Annotated in this window: 13 protein-coding genes; 1 reads left to right on the forward strand and 12 read right to left on the reverse strand. The window is 43.0% G+C overall.

All coding sequences use genetic code 11. The annotated features are described in order from the left end of the window. Window positions 1-247: 247 nt before the first annotated feature. The 4 genes from tnpA to dndB form a co-directional block, all read right to left on the reverse strand. A complete protein-coding gene (gene tnpA, locus QUA54_RS03100) occupies window positions 248-700 on the reverse strand; it encodes an IS200/IS605 family transposase (protein WP_333413177.1) in 453 nt (150 codons plus the stop codon). 396 nt (window positions 701-1,096) lie between these two features. Continuing rightward, window positions 1,097-2,815 (reverse strand): DNA phosphorothioation system sulfurtransferase DndC, encoded by a 1,719-nt coding sequence (dndC, locus tag QUA54_RS03105; RefSeq protein WP_333413179.1) that lies wholly within the window; start codon window positions 2,813-2,815, stop codon window positions 1,097-1,099. 22 nt (window positions 2,816-2,837) lie between these two features. Next, window positions 2,838-3,806, reverse strand: coding sequence for an HNH endonuclease (locus QUA54_RS03110; protein ID WP_333413181.1), 969 nt, complete (start codon window positions 3,804-3,806; stop codon window positions 2,838-2,840). 171 nt (window positions 3,807-3,977) lie between these two features. Further along, window positions 3,978-5,084, reverse strand: coding sequence for a DNA sulfur modification protein DndB (gene dndB / locus QUA54_RS03115; protein ID WP_333413183.1), 1,107 nt, complete (start codon window positions 5,082-5,084; stop codon window positions 3,978-3,980). A gap of 236 nt (window positions 5,085-5,320) precedes the next feature. Between dndB and QUA54_RS03120 the strand changes: the two genes are divergently transcribed. Continuing rightward, entirely contained in the window at window positions 5,321-6,913 is a 1,593-nt protein-coding gene (locus tag QUA54_RS03120; RefSeq protein ID WP_333413185.1) for a DGQHR domain-containing protein, read from the forward strand. Between the two features lie 98 nt (window positions 6,914-7,011). Here QUA54_RS03120 and QUA54_RS03125 read toward each other — a convergent pair whose 3' ends face one another. The 8 genes from QUA54_RS03125 to QUA54_RS03160 form a co-directional block, all read right to left on the reverse strand. Next, a complete protein-coding gene (locus tag QUA54_RS03125) occupies window positions 7,012-7,371 on the reverse strand; it encodes a type II toxin-antitoxin system RelE/ParE family toxin (protein ID WP_333413187.1) in 360 nt (119 codons plus the stop codon). After that, the gene (locus tag QUA54_RS03130; protein ID WP_333413189.1) at window positions 7,364-7,600 is read right to left on the reverse strand and encodes a hypothetical protein; all 237 of its coding nucleotides are present in this window, start codon (window positions 7,598-7,600) and stop codon (window positions 7,364-7,366) included. Before QUA54_RS03130 ends, QUA54_RS03125 begins: the two co-directional genes overlap by 8 nt. Window positions 7,601-7,638: 38 nt before the next feature. Beyond that, window positions 7,639-8,556, reverse strand: a complete 918-nt coding sequence (locus QUA54_RS03135; RefSeq protein WP_333413191.1) for an endonuclease/exonuclease/phosphatase family protein — start codon at window positions 8,554-8,556, stop codon at window positions 7,639-7,641. A gap of 151 nt (window positions 8,557-8,707) precedes the next feature. Continuing rightward, window positions 8,708-9,178 carry a DNA phosphorothioation-associated protein 4 gene (locus QUA54_RS03140; RefSeq protein WP_333198792.1) on the reverse strand — a complete coding sequence of 157 codons (471 nt, stop codon included), beginning with the start codon at window positions 9,176-9,178 and terminating at the stop codon, window positions 8,708-8,710. 67 nt (window positions 9,179-9,245) lie between these two features. Continuing rightward, window positions 9,246-9,566 (reverse strand): nucleoside triphosphate pyrophosphohydrolase, encoded by a 321-nt coding sequence (locus tag QUA54_RS03145; protein ID WP_333413193.1) that lies wholly within the window; start codon window positions 9,564-9,566, stop codon window positions 9,246-9,248. A 12-nt stretch (window positions 9,567-9,578) separates the two neighbouring features. Continuing rightward, window positions 9,579-10,232, reverse strand: coding sequence for a Uma2 family endonuclease (locus tag QUA54_RS03150; protein ID WP_333413194.1), 654 nt, complete (start codon window positions 10,230-10,232; stop codon window positions 9,579-9,581). Beyond that, window positions 10,222-12,288 carry an AAA family ATPase gene (locus tag QUA54_RS03155; RefSeq protein WP_333413197.1) on the reverse strand — a complete coding sequence of 689 codons (2,067 nt, stop codon included), beginning with the start codon at window positions 12,286-12,288 and terminating at the stop codon, window positions 10,222-10,224. The genes QUA54_RS03150 and QUA54_RS03155 overlap by 11 nt, the downstream gene beginning before the upstream one ends. Then, window positions 12,285-12,560 carry a hypothetical protein gene (locus QUA54_RS03160; protein ID WP_333413199.1) on the reverse strand — a complete coding sequence of 92 codons (276 nt, stop codon included), beginning with the start codon at window positions 12,558-12,560 and terminating at the stop codon, window positions 12,285-12,287. Before QUA54_RS03160 ends, QUA54_RS03155 begins: the two co-directional genes overlap by 4 nt. Between the last annotated feature and the right edge of the window lie 146 nt (window positions 12,561-12,706).

Here is a 12,706-nt window from a genome sequence, read left to right on the forward strand (position 1 = left end):
TTTTAGTCGGTTTTAACCGACTTTCGCTATGAGACGGGGATTTGAATCACTCCTCGGATCTTCGGGTAAGCCCGATCGCCCCAAAGTCCGATAAAGAGGACTGAAGTTGCCGATCGTTGAATTTCGCCCTTCAGTCGGTTTTAACCGACTTTTGCTATGAGACGGGGATTTCAATCCCCGGCGGGCCTTGATGTAAACGCAATAGCTGCAGAGCCCGCGAGTCGGAGAGTCGGCCAATGTTTTTCAATTAATTCTCTGCCGAATTCGGGTGCCACCTGGTGGGTGGATTGTCTTGATCCGTGATTTGTTCTAAATGGGAATTGGTGGTTTTTTGCAAGTGATGTTCCTTTTGATTTATCACATAAGCGACTGCTGAGTCTAGTTGTTTTTGTCCTAAAGAAAATACTCCGTATCCTTCTTGCCACGAAAATTTATTGGGATTTTGCAAAGTTTGATTGAGATAACGGCTGCTGCTACCTTTAATATTTTTAACGAATTCAGCGATCGATTGTGTCGGAGGAATGGAAACTATTAAGTGGATGTGATTTTCTGTGCCGCCTATCGCATGAAGGATGCAATTGAGGCTGTCTGCTTTGCCGATGATATAAGAGTAAAGTTCGCTTTCTTTTGCGGGAGATATGAGAGGCTGTCGCTCTTTTGTTGCCCAAACTAAATGATAGTACAGCCGCCACATTGCCATAAAGATTTTTCCTCCTAATTCTTTAGGTTAATTTATCATTTTGTGACCAAATCCGAGAGTGCGATCGGGGTCGATCGGCCATTCCCACGATCCGACAGTCCGACAGGGATTGAAATCCCTGTCTCATAGCTGAAGTCCTCTCAAAGAGGACTGAAATCGGCGATCGTTTGATTTGGTTCTTCAGTCGGTTTTAACCGACTTTCGCTATGAGACGGGGATTTGAATCCCCGGCGGATCTTCGGGTAAGGGCGATCGCCCTGAAGTCCCCGATCCTTTGATTTAGCGCTTCAGTCGGTTTTAACCGACTTTTGCTATGAGACGGGGATTTGAATCCCCGGCGGATCTTCGGGTTAGCCCGATTCCCCAAAGCCCGATCGCCCGATCGACATTATTGACCTAATCGTTGCTATTTTCCCCTCCTAAATTGGGCGGTGAAAATTTGATGTCGGCCCAAGACAACTGTCTGCTTTGATTGCTGTTGCTTTCGAGTTCTTCTTTAAGTTTGGCAATATCAACGGTATCGTTTTTGGCGGAACTGTTGGTTTGGGCGATCGCATCTTTGAATTGCTGAATGTTTTCGGCCGGATTTGCTTTAATATCTTCCACCGCTTTTTTTAAATTGCGTTGATAGTGGGCGTTGCCAATTGCTTCTTCCTTCGATCGCGAACTGGTTTCAAAGCATTTGTCCAAATCGGCGTAAATGCCTGTACGGCGGGGCTTCGTGTAGTATTGGCGTTCTGTATCAAGGAGTTTTGCCATCAATTCGAGGTGCATTTTGTCCTCGCTACAAATCTCTTCGATCGCAGTCCATTCATCGCTACCTAGGAGTTTTCTTTCGGCGGCGGGACGGGAATCTTCAAAAGGTTCGCCCGTGACTTCTTCGTAAATCCGGGGCAAAGAATCGTCGAATTCGTGCTTTTCTTCCAGCCAAATGCGGCGGATTTCGCTAAGTTCTTCTGGGGTAATTAAGGTGATATCGCGCATTTCTAGGGGTGCGGTTTTGCGGACGTGGGTTTGTGCTTCCAGGACTCGTCTCAGCCAGTGTTCTCGCCAGAATTTGGTGTAGGGCCCTGGGATGGGTTCGACGGAGGTTGTGTCGTCGCCCATGTTGCGTTCAAACAGTTCTACTCTACCGTAGATGCGTCGGAAGTCTCTTTTTGGGCGATCGTTTTTAATGTCTAATTCGTTGCGAATATCGAGAAGAGGCTGCATCCATTCTTTTTCTTCATCGTTTTGAATCATTGCCTCCATTGATTTATCTTGGCTTACCATTGTGCAAACCCAGCAGCCAAAGCGAGAACTGCCGCAGCTAGGGGTAGAAGTATCGACAACTAAAGGACATTCATTGTCTGCTGTTGCACCTCGATACATGGTAAATAAATCTTTGTTGCTATTTTCCCAAGGATTAGACCACTGATTTAGATAAATCCAGACTTCATCAGTTCGCCAATCTTCTATCGGACTATAAATTAGGGAATTAGGCAGACTAGGACTCTGATAAAGCAGAGATTTAATGGAACTAGATTTATCATTTAGACGGTCACTCATGCGACCTATTTCATGTTTCTCCATTGAAACAGCGCGTTTAATACTTTCAGCTTTGCGAGTACCCAATATAAGAATTACTTCTCCATTGATTCTCACCATATCACGAACAAACCGATTAGAAGGAAGGATTTTCAGGCGTTCAGTACACCAGCGAAATCCATGTCTCGGTGCTGGGTAGCCTTTTCCCATCAAGTTTACCCAGAAAGTATCTTTGACATCTGGATAAAGCATATAAGGTTCTATTGGTAGCTGTTGCTCTATAGCAGCAGACTTCATCTGTTTTAATGACTGACGTACCCAAGTAGAAACTATCGGGTTTTCTACAAGTGTATCGGTTGTGATTACATAGATTTTTTTCGTTCTTTTTTCAGGTGGCAATTCTGCTATCGCATACCAGATAAGCTGCACTACCGTAGTGCTGTCTTTTCCGCCGGAATATCCTAACACCCAAGGTATATCATCTAAACAATATAACTCTTTAATTTCTTTACTTAATTTTTCTATTTCTGCCACTAACTCACTAACACTACGGGGTGGAAAAAGTGGTATTTGCATTGTTTCTGTCATGTCTTTAACCTCAGTTACTTAATTAAGCTCTAAATACATTTAGCCGATGCCATTCTAGCGATTCAAGTCTTGGTAAATCTTGGTCTGAAGCCGGCAGGAGAATAGTTTCACTATGAAAATCTTTCATACATCTGGCATTGGGGGATTCCTCTTCTAAGTCATCAGCGACGATAATTCTGTAATTATCATCTATAGCAAACCAACCTTGGTCAAAAGCCCAATGATGATTTTTGCATAATGATATCCCATTATTAATTTGATTATCATAAAATTTTGAAAACGGCTTAATATGTGAGCCATCTACAATATTTTGAGTTATATTCCTCATGACTTTCAATCGACAAAATGCACACTTGTAATCATATGTATGTACTACTGCTTTCCTGAAGAAAGCATTTCTCACAGCAGATTTGGTTAAATAAAATCTCGGTTCTCCGTCAGGAATTTCTGCTGTCGCAGACATGGCTCTTTCTGTCTGACTAACATTTTCAAACTCTTGATTGACTTGTAAAATCTCTCCAATATCGTCTCTATTTGATGAAAACCATTTAGCAATCAGTGTATCTATTAATTCCGATCTAGAATTTTGGTCTTGGAGTAAATCGAATAATTCATTATCCCAACTACCGTATTCTACAGCTTCTCTTAGCTTGTTAGTTGTTTTAGGCTTTGAACCGTTAAATCCCGATTTCAATGTTTTATGCCAGAATCCATCGCCTTCCAAATGCCAAAATGGATAGTACAAACCACGATTGTGAGAATCAGAACCTAAAATTTCCCAATACTTGTTAAATGTTTTCACCAACTCGTCCGAAACATAAATTCGATTATCCCTAATTATTCCTTGAGCAATTAGATCGATGATTGACAATAGTAATATTGGCTTATGATTAGCTTGACCACGTTGGCGTGTATTACTGACATTAAGAGCGGCAAAACGTTGTCGATAATACGCTAAATTCTTATTTTCGGACTCTTCTCCTGTAGTCATTTTCTCCTCCCGCTATGATCAAATAAAATCCGGCCTGAAATTTTACACTATTGTCAACAGAGGGTTAAGTGCCACAAGGCACAACCATAAGGCAGAAACTAGACAATTTAAGCAGTGTCAGCAGACTAAAAAATTATTTTCTAGCCTAAACTGGTGATAATTATATCACTGTCAGCGTGCATCTGCGGTTTCCAAACCCAACCTCACCTTCAAATAATCAGTCATCCAACTAACACTCGCCCTCGACTTAGAAATCCCCCCTTTCAACAAAATCCCTCCCTCCCAATCAGGATTAGAAATCGACCAATCAACCTGCTGCAAAAGGCTCAAACGTTCCTCCCAACTCTCAGGAAAAACCGATCGCAAAGCGGCCCCAACTTCCCCCAAACTCTCAAGCACAACACTGTGACAGTGTACGCAATCCCGGCGCACTTCCCCCGCCGCAACTTGCTTGTGCAGAACTAATTGCCAATCTGGAATAAAACTGCTAACCGCATTCCAATAACTAACCGCCAGTTGTATTTTTTGAGCAAGTTCTTCCTCTTTATGTTCTTTTTTGGTGCGAGAACCAGAGAGTTTTGCCTGTTCGCTGCCGTGAATATTAGACAGCAAAGCCATGATAGCACGATCGATCGCACTCAGCGCAAACAATTTGTGCGATCGCCCGTTCAAACTCCCCCTCTCCATCTCAGTCAAACACCGGAAAACCTCAACCTGCTTAACAACCGCCTTCACCACAAAAGCGCGATCGTCCCGGTGGTTGTAAAGTAGACTTAGCGACGACTCCAAAGGAACTTGAAAACCGTTCAAATCAGCAAACATCTGCTGCGATTTTTCCAACCCAATATCGAGAAACAAAATCAGCGCCACCGTCTCATATCCCAACTGCGGATTTTCCCTCAAAGCCATCTCAAAAGCCGCGCGCCGATGCTGTCCGTCATTAATAGTAAACTTAGCATCCATTGGCACTCGCAAGCGACCGATTTTCCGTTCTTCGGCCTCATTTCCCACTGCTTCAAAAGTAATATCCGCATCAATCGAAGCAGCAATAGCCCCACAAGTATAATTTGTAGGATTCTTAACAAAATACTCAGCTATTTCGGGAATCCTAGCTTTGTTAAGCGCGCGTTTCGCCCGCATAGACGGCGGCAAATCTTCAGATTCAAAGGGAAACAATTTCGGCAAAAAACGCACCGGACACATCGACACGTAATATTCGCGACCCGCTTGAATGCCCCGAATTACCGGCAAAATGTATTCAAAAGAAGGAGTAGACATATTTTAGAATGGGGAATGGGGCATTGGGAATGGGGCATTGGGAATGGGGCATTGGGCATTGGGCATTGGAATTAGGCATTAATAACTATTGAATTTTTGCAAATTTTATGGTAATGGGGTGGACTATTAGAGCATAAATTAAGTATTTCACAATGTTTTTTTAAAAACAAGTGTTGACATAAACTTTAATATATGATATTTTTTGGAAAAATACCCAAATTATATAAAAACCGCCGATGAATAGTGATCCAGCGGATGACCTCGCTAGCAAAATTTTAGAAAAAGAAAATAGCGACAGACAGGAAATCGCACTTTTATTAGATAATTATTTAGGAAAGGACGATCGCATTTTCGTACAAAAAACCCAGATGGGAAACAGCGAAGCATACATCGGTTCAGTCACCCTAGAATGGTTAGACTCTCGCGTCCGTTTCGCCTCACAAATGCCGCTTTTCCGCCAAAAATTCGACCTCCAAACGAACAACATCGTCCGCGACGACGAAACCATTGACGAAATTATCCAGCGTCCCTTAGATTGGTCGCGCCAAGCCACCCTCACTCAATATTTAGCCGCCAGAAAATCGCACAAATTCCCCGCAGTTTTAGTAGTCGTCAGTCCCCCGTGGGTAGACAATCCTCTAGCCGAGGAATGGGATAAAAATGGCGCAGCAACCAAATCGGCTGCTGAATTTACATCCTTTGATAAAAACGAGAACTTAGGGCTTTTGAATGTCTCTCAAAAAGTCTCAATTTTTGCCTTAGACGGCCAGCATCGGCTGATGGGAGTTCAAGGTTTAATGAGTTTAATTAAAACCGGAATCCTGCAAAGATACAACAAAAATAAAAAACCTGTCGGCGCTGCAATTACTCTGGAAGATTTAGCAGAAGAGTATCAAATAGACCCCGAAACAGTGTATAAATTAGCTCACGAAAAAATCGGGATTGAGTTTATCCCGGCGGCGGTAGCGGGGGAAACGCGACAGCAAGCACAACGGCGCGTGCGATCGATCTTTGTGCACGTTAACCTAATGGCCGTAACGCTGAGTCAGGGCCAGCTAGCATTATTGAACGAGGACAACGGATTTGCGATCGCAGCCCGAAAAATTGCCGTTACCCATCCCTTATTAAAAGAACAAGATGACAGAAATCCCCGCGTCAATTGGGACAGCGCCACAGTCGCAGCTAAATCAACTGTCTTAACCACATTGCAAGCGCTGCAAGATATGTCCGAACGGTATTTAGAATACAAATTCCCTCATTGGAAGCCGGAACGAAAAGGTTTAATCCCCATGCGTCCCGAAGATGAAGAACTAAAAGAGGGAATTGAAGAGTTTAAAAAATTGTTCGATCATTTAGCCACTTTGCCCAGCTATCAAAGAATTGAAAGCGGCGAAGAAACGGCCGAATTGCGCCGATTTAGTTTTGAAAAGCCAGGGGGCGAGGGAAATATTTTGTTCCGTCCAGTCGGTCAAGTTGCTTTAGCTAATGCTTTGGGAATTCTAGTATTTAGAAAGAAACTTTCCCTGAAATCTATTTTCGACAAACTCCGCAGGTACGATGTCGATGAAGGATTTAGCCACATGGACAATCCTGAGTCTGCCTGGTACGGGATTTTGTACGATCCGAACAAAAAGCGAGTGCTAGTTTCTGGAAAGGATTTAGCCACGAAGTTAATTGTATATTTGGTGGGGGGAATTCAGGACGATATGGAGCGAGCTCATTTGCGGCAAGCGGTGGCGGAAGCGAGGACTTTTGAGGATAAAGCTATTAGTTTTAATGGCAGGTTTGTGCAGCCGCAAGAGGTAGGATTGCCGCCAGTGCTTAGCTAAGTTTTTATGCTGATAGCTGCTGCAATCAGGGATTGAAATTTAGGAGTATTTTAAAGCGCGATCCCTAAATTTTGATCCTAGTTAACGTTATTTCTTGATTATGATTGTTGCTGATTGCGGAAGCTATCGATAATCTCATTGATTTCTTCAACGGCGACCGTTTCTTGGTCAGATTTGGCATAGATGATGAGCAAGATGAAACAAGTGGTTGATGTGACTTGATAAATAATGCGATAGCCTCCACTTTTTCCTTTACTGAGGTCGCTGTTTTTGGCTCTTACTTTGAATACGGTGTAGCCCGTACCAGAAATGCGATCGCCTGGATATTCGCCTGCTTGCAACTGCTGTAGGAGAGGTTGCAAGTCGGTTTGAATTTGGCGATAGCGTTTGGCGAGGGTTTGGAGTTGGCGCTTGAATTGATCTGCAAACAGAACCTGGATGCTGGGTGCTTCAGACATCAATACCATCCCAAAGTTCTGCGATCGGGTGAACTTTGCCGTCTTCTACTTCCTGAAGCGCAATTCGGAGGCTGTTGAGGATATCTTCTTTAGATACCTCGTCTTCGTCTTCTTGAAATAGTTGACCCAGGGATTGCAAAATCAGGGTTTCGATCGGCAAGTTGAGTTGGCTAGCTTTCTGAAGAAGCTGCTGTTTTAAGCGATCGGGGATGGTGAGGGTAATTTGCATGGGGTTTGCCTCTGGCTTTTAATAGTATAGACCAATTCTCACAATCTGGCTTCCTTTAACAAAATAAGTTCGGCTCCTAAAGGCAAATGATCGGACTCAGTTGCCTCCAACACCGAACTCGATTTAGCACCCCAATGCTTTGAATACCAAATATAATCAATCCGGAAAACCGGATAATTTAATCTCCAGTTCGACCTTTTTACCAAGAATTTAAGTTCCCAACCGTGAGGCCAGGTAAAACCCAACCCCCATCCCGATTTTCGGAAAGCATCTTGCATGACTTTCTGCACCCTGTCATAGTCTTGAGTTTCGTCTGTCATATTAAAATCCCCCGCGACAATTACTGGCAGAGTTTCTCGCTCAACTCGCTGCACTAAATCTTTAATTTCAGGCGATCGTTTGTCATATTTGTAAACTGGAATTTTGATAAAACCAAATTTTTTAGACATCTTCAACCACGGCCCGGTAGCTTGCATATTATAAATCACTACTTCTTGTCCGTTAAATTTAATAATTGCCCGCTGCTGCGTTTCTGGATGGCCTGCTAAATGCAGTATTTCGCTGGATACAATTGGATATTTACTGAGAATTCCTGCAGGGGGTGTGCCAATTTGATAGGGGTAGTCTGCTTTTAACCAGGTGAAAGCTCTTTCGGTATGTTTCCTAACGATTTCTTGTAAAAAGATAATATCGGGTTTTTGCTGCTGAATCAGTTTAAATAAAGTAGGTGACTGAGTTTTATGCCAACTGAGGTTATGGGATAAAATTTTGATGCTGGGCTGCGAGTCTGTGATGTTGATGGGTGCGGGAGAAAAGTATTTGACGTGGAGCCAACTTATTAGAAGAAGGCAGGCGATCGCAGAAATAATAGTGAACCATCTTTTTTTGATAATTAACAATCCGATGATGGGAAGCAGGAAAGTAGGGAAGAAAATTAAGGGGATAAACGTGCTCATTAAGGCAATAATTCCTATTCTATCCCAAAAGATTAGTTTGATAAGGAAATAGCAGATAATAAATGCTGAGTAACTGTAAGCAAGAAATTTTGCAGATGCCTTTAAGCATCTCTTGATTATATCTTTTGGGATGTGCTTCATGGGGAACCTATTAAAATAAAAACTTGCTTAAATCGAATTCTTCATTTGACCGATGTTGGTTGTCTCTTTCTGAAATCAAAACCAACAACAGGCGATCGGTATAATCCGCCGCACCCCGCAACTCTTCTCGTAAAATTTCCAGTCCGCCATTAGCATATTCTTCAAAAATTTGCAAGCGTTCTGCTTCCAATTGTTGGTCGAGATGGGAGAGAATTTGAGGATTTTTGGTTTCGGCGATCGCAATTAACTTAATAGCCATATCGTAACCCCTCGATACAAAGATATCAACATCTATCGCACCCGGTTCTCGTTTAGAAATTTCCCCCAAAGGCGATCGTTTTTTCCGCTGCTTTCCCAAGGATGCGGCGAAAGCGATGACATCGGCGTAAGTCTGGAAAGGGCCAGTGTTGTTATCCGATAAAGTTAAGGATTTGACTAACTCCGCTTTATCTTTAGCAATTCTAATTTTGTTAGCAGCCATTGCCATAATATCTAGTTTCTAACTATTATAAATCTCGCAAATATCCAACAGTCCGCACAGGCGCAATTCACAATGTCCGCAACAACATAATTTTTTGTGCAAAACCTCCTCTTGCTTCCCGCCGCTTCATTTGTTCCGCCAAAAGTCGATCGCCCGAAATGCCAAAACTCGCCATCACCGCATCTATTACCTCATACAAATCCGCCAATTCCGCCACCAAATCTTCCTCATCAGCCTCCGCCGCTTCCTCCGCTTCTTCAATCAATTTCTGCAGCAAAGCTTGACGGTATTCTGCCTCCGACAAAATTACAAACTCGCATTCATTCCCGCTTTTACGAATAATTTCAGGAATGCGATCGCGCACCAACTTATGATACTCTTTTTCCACGTCAAACTCCCTTCAACCTTGACTAAAAGTTTGAATCAACCAGCGATTTATTTCCCCATCATCTTCTGTTTGACTCCGGTTCAAAGCTTCCTCAATTAATGCTATTTCTAAGCCAGGTAAAACCAGTGAATTTTGAATTGTCCCACTCCTTCCAGCAGTAATAGCAAAGGCAAATACTGCATTCGTATTTGCATTAGCTGCCCAATATTCTTGGACTTCAGAATGTTCGTAAATTAAACGCTTTACTCCCAAATCATCGGCACTAGAAGATGCTCCTATTTCCACCACTAAAGCTGGAGGTGCAAACCCATTCAAATTAATGGGCGTATTTGTGCGAGGAGGTAATTCAAAATCTGCACCTATATAATAAGACAAATCAGGTTGAAATTCCCGAATACCTGTTTTGCGAAAACTGGCATTAATTAATTCAACTATTCGGATATTTCTAAAAGCTGTATAAAAATTGACAACTCTCGAAACTACTGAATTATGACGACTGTGTAATGGCCCTACTGGCGACATTTCTACCCTCATGTGTTCTTGATAGTAATAAAACTTGCCCTTTTCCCATGCTGAATCCTCAGCAAAATTCAGAAACTCTTCCCACGTCGCCTTCACCCAAATATCCGTTTCCAAAGCCTGCGTAATTGCCGAATTAGAAGTCATACTCCACCTCTACAATTTCCGTATATTCAAATTCATTTGGACTGCGCTTAACTAAAGGATAGCGCGTCCCGCCAAGTTCGATCGCATCTTCTTCACAATCAGCTTTCGGAGAATTGTACACCAGCACGTATTCCCTGCCAATGGAACTTTCCATCTCTTGAGCAACTTCTCCGCGCCACTGAGTTTTAGTTACCAAAACTACCAATTGATTCGCCAACTTCGGCAGCTTATTCGCGATTTGCTTGCGATAAATCTCGTCCAAACTCCCAAAGGGAGAATCCATTACAATTGGAAACGTACTGCTATCCGGGCCCATCAAAGTATTTTTTTGACTCCACTCCCGCACACCGTCAATAATTCCGCCGATAAACGACAAACTGAGAATTTGATTTTCTCCTGTAGAAGCGGCAACCAAAGATTCTTTTCCCGACGTATTTTCTACTAGCGTTAGTTCGTATTTATCGCTCAATTTTGGGATATAAGGAGTAAACGAAATTTGACTAAAAATATTTTGCACCCGCTTTTCTAACTGAGAACAAAACTGTTTTTCTAAGCGCGATCGCACTTCAGTTAGGCGATCGATCGCATCCTGAGTTGCAGCAATCCGGCGCTGGGCTAATACTTGCCTTTGCTCGTTTAGCTGCTGCTTGTCGATTTGCTTGTTCAAAGCCGATACCTGCGCATTCAAACTCTCAATCTGCTGCTGGTTAGAGCCTGTTTCCCGGTGCAAATCGCCAATTTTTGCCTCAATTTCATCCAACCGCTTTTGCAAGCGGCTGACATCGCCGTCAGGAAAATTTCGCAACTTGTTGTGAATATCGTCTAACTGCGTTTCCACCCGAGAAAGTTCGGTTCTGTCGCGGCTGATATTGCCTTGCTGTCGGTCAATTTCCTCCCAAAAATCAGCCACTTGCCTATCAATTTCATTTACCCGATCGCTAATCCGAATAGTTGTTTCTTCCACATCCCCAATACCCGCCTTATCCATCCAACCGCTAACCTGTTGCCGAGACTCAGAACCCTCCACTAATTCCGCACCGCAGATACACCGCTGCTGCGCTAATAACTCTTCCAAAAACGGCCGCTGAATCCCCGAAAGCAACTCGCCTTTTTCCCGCAAACCCCCGACAATCACTTCAAATTCAGCCGCCGCATCCGACAGAAACACCGCGTAACCGCGCACAGAAATTGCTCGCTTTAGAGCATCTGTAGCCTGTACAATTTGTTGCTTAAATAAATTTTTCTGCATTTGCAATTCGTCTCGTAACTTTTGTAAATCCGCAGCACCGCTAAGTTCCAACAAGTTACCACTAACTGCTTTTTTTAACTCCCCTTGGTTCGCCAATTCCCGCTCTATTTCTACTTGTCTGCTCGAAAGTTGATCGGCTTCTTGCTCAATTTTTTGCTTGTCTTTTAAAAGTTTCTTCGTTTCAGCATTCCCAATTATATTTAAATCTGTCTCAAGAGATTTTTTTGCTTCTCCTAAATGCCGGATCGATCGATTCAAGACTTCCACTCCCAGCAACTCCTTAGTAGCTTCCGCAATTTCTGCCTTCTTGTCATAGCGGACAATTTGCTCGATTCGCTCCCCGTCAAAAAAGAAATATTTATGTAAACTTTCCGGCAAAATCCGCCCGATAATATCATCGGGATGCTGATCCGGCTTCAGCCAGAGACCGTTATCTTTTGCTACATTCAGAAACAATTCATCCTTGCCATGTTCTACAGTGTTTTCACTTTTATAAGCACGACGAATTCGTCTTGCTTGGTAGCGCGTGCTGTCGTGTTCAAACACAATTTCCGCCCAACAACCTACGGCTTTTCCCATTTCCGCCTCAGCCAGAGCGCGCTTGTTTACTAATTGTTCTTCCGCCGCAAAAGCCGCGCTAAATTTTCCGTAAAGTACCCACGTAAAGGCATTCATTAATGCAGTTTTTCCAGCGCCATTATTCCCGTGAATTACTGTAATATTTTGCCCGCCCCAAGCTAGCTTAATTTCGGGGCTTTTGCCGTAAAATTGACGAAAGTTGCACAGAGTAATTGAGATTAACTTCATACAATTGCTTCCTTAATGATTTTTAAAATGTCATCGTTAATGTGGCGGGGAGCTCTCATGTACAACTTATCTTTTTCAATTTCCAATACCCGCTCAAGAATTTGTCTGACTTCGGACGACGCGCTAGTAATTGGTTGTTGTACGTCGCTGAATTCCTGGTGAGTTTGATAAGCAGAACGCTTTTCTGCTAAAATGCTTGTCGGTACGGCTGCGATCGCACTATCTTCATATCTAAATGCCATAATCAGATTTTCATTCAGATTTTCCGTCATATTGTTTTTGCAAATATTAAAATATACAGGGCCTAGGCTCATGGGCGAGAAACCCGGTTTCTACGAGTTTTGCGAACAGTCACGAGAAATCTACAAAGAAACCTGGTTTCTGAAGTCTGGGTGCGATCGCGAACTAAACTAGCAAC

This window comes from Microcoleus sp. MOSTC5, assembly GCF_036701825.1.
GTDB lineage: Bacteria > Cyanobacteriota > Cyanobacteriia > Cyanobacteriales > Microcoleaceae > Microcoleus > Microcoleus asticus.

Bases quoted from the DNA above. Each gene is read 5' to 3' on its own strand.
- tnpA (WP_333413177.1), bottom strand. From the start codon at position 700: ATGGCAATGTGGCGGCTGTACTATCATTTAGTTTGGGCAACAAAAGAG.
- dndC (WP_333413179.1), bottom strand. From the start codon at position 2,815: ATGACAGAAACAATGCAAATACCACTTTTTCCACCCCGTAGTGTTAGT.
- QUA54_RS03110 (WP_333413181.1), bottom strand. From the start codon at position 3,806: ATGACTACAGGAGAAGAGTCCGAAAATAAGAATTTAGCGTATTATCGA.
- dndB (WP_333413183.1), bottom strand. From the start codon at position 5,084: ATGTCTACTCCTTCTTTTGAATACATTTTGCCGGTAATTCGGGGCATT.
- QUA54_RS03120 (WP_333413185.1), top strand. From the start codon at position 5,321: ATGAATAGTGATCCAGCGGATGACCTCGCTAGCAAAATTTTAGAAAAA.
- QUA54_RS03125 (WP_333413187.1), bottom strand. From the start codon at position 7,371: ATGTCTGAAGCACCCAGCATCCAGGTTCTGTTTGCAGATCAATTCAAG.
- QUA54_RS03130 (WP_333413189.1), bottom strand. From the start codon at position 7,600: ATGCAAATTACCCTCACCATCCCCGATCGCTTAAAACAGCAGCTTCTT.
- QUA54_RS03135 (WP_333413191.1), bottom strand. From the start codon at position 8,556: ATGAGCACGTTTATCCCCTTAATTTTCTTCCCTACTTTCCTGCTTCCC.
- QUA54_RS03140 (WP_333198792.1), bottom strand. From the start codon at position 9,178: ATGGCTGCTAACAAAATTAGAATTGCTAAAGATAAAGCGGAGTTAGTC.
- QUA54_RS03150 (WP_333413194.1), bottom strand. From the start codon at position 10,232: ATGACTTCTAATTCGGCAATTACGCAGGCTTTGGAAACGGATATTTGG.
- QUA54_RS03155 (WP_333413197.1), bottom strand. From the start codon at position 12,288: ATGAAGTTAATCTCAATTACTCTGTGCAACTTTCGTCAATTTTACGGC.
- QUA54_RS03160 (WP_333413199.1), bottom strand. From the start codon at position 12,560: ATGACGGAAAATCTGAATGAAAATCTGATTATGGCATTTAGATATGAA.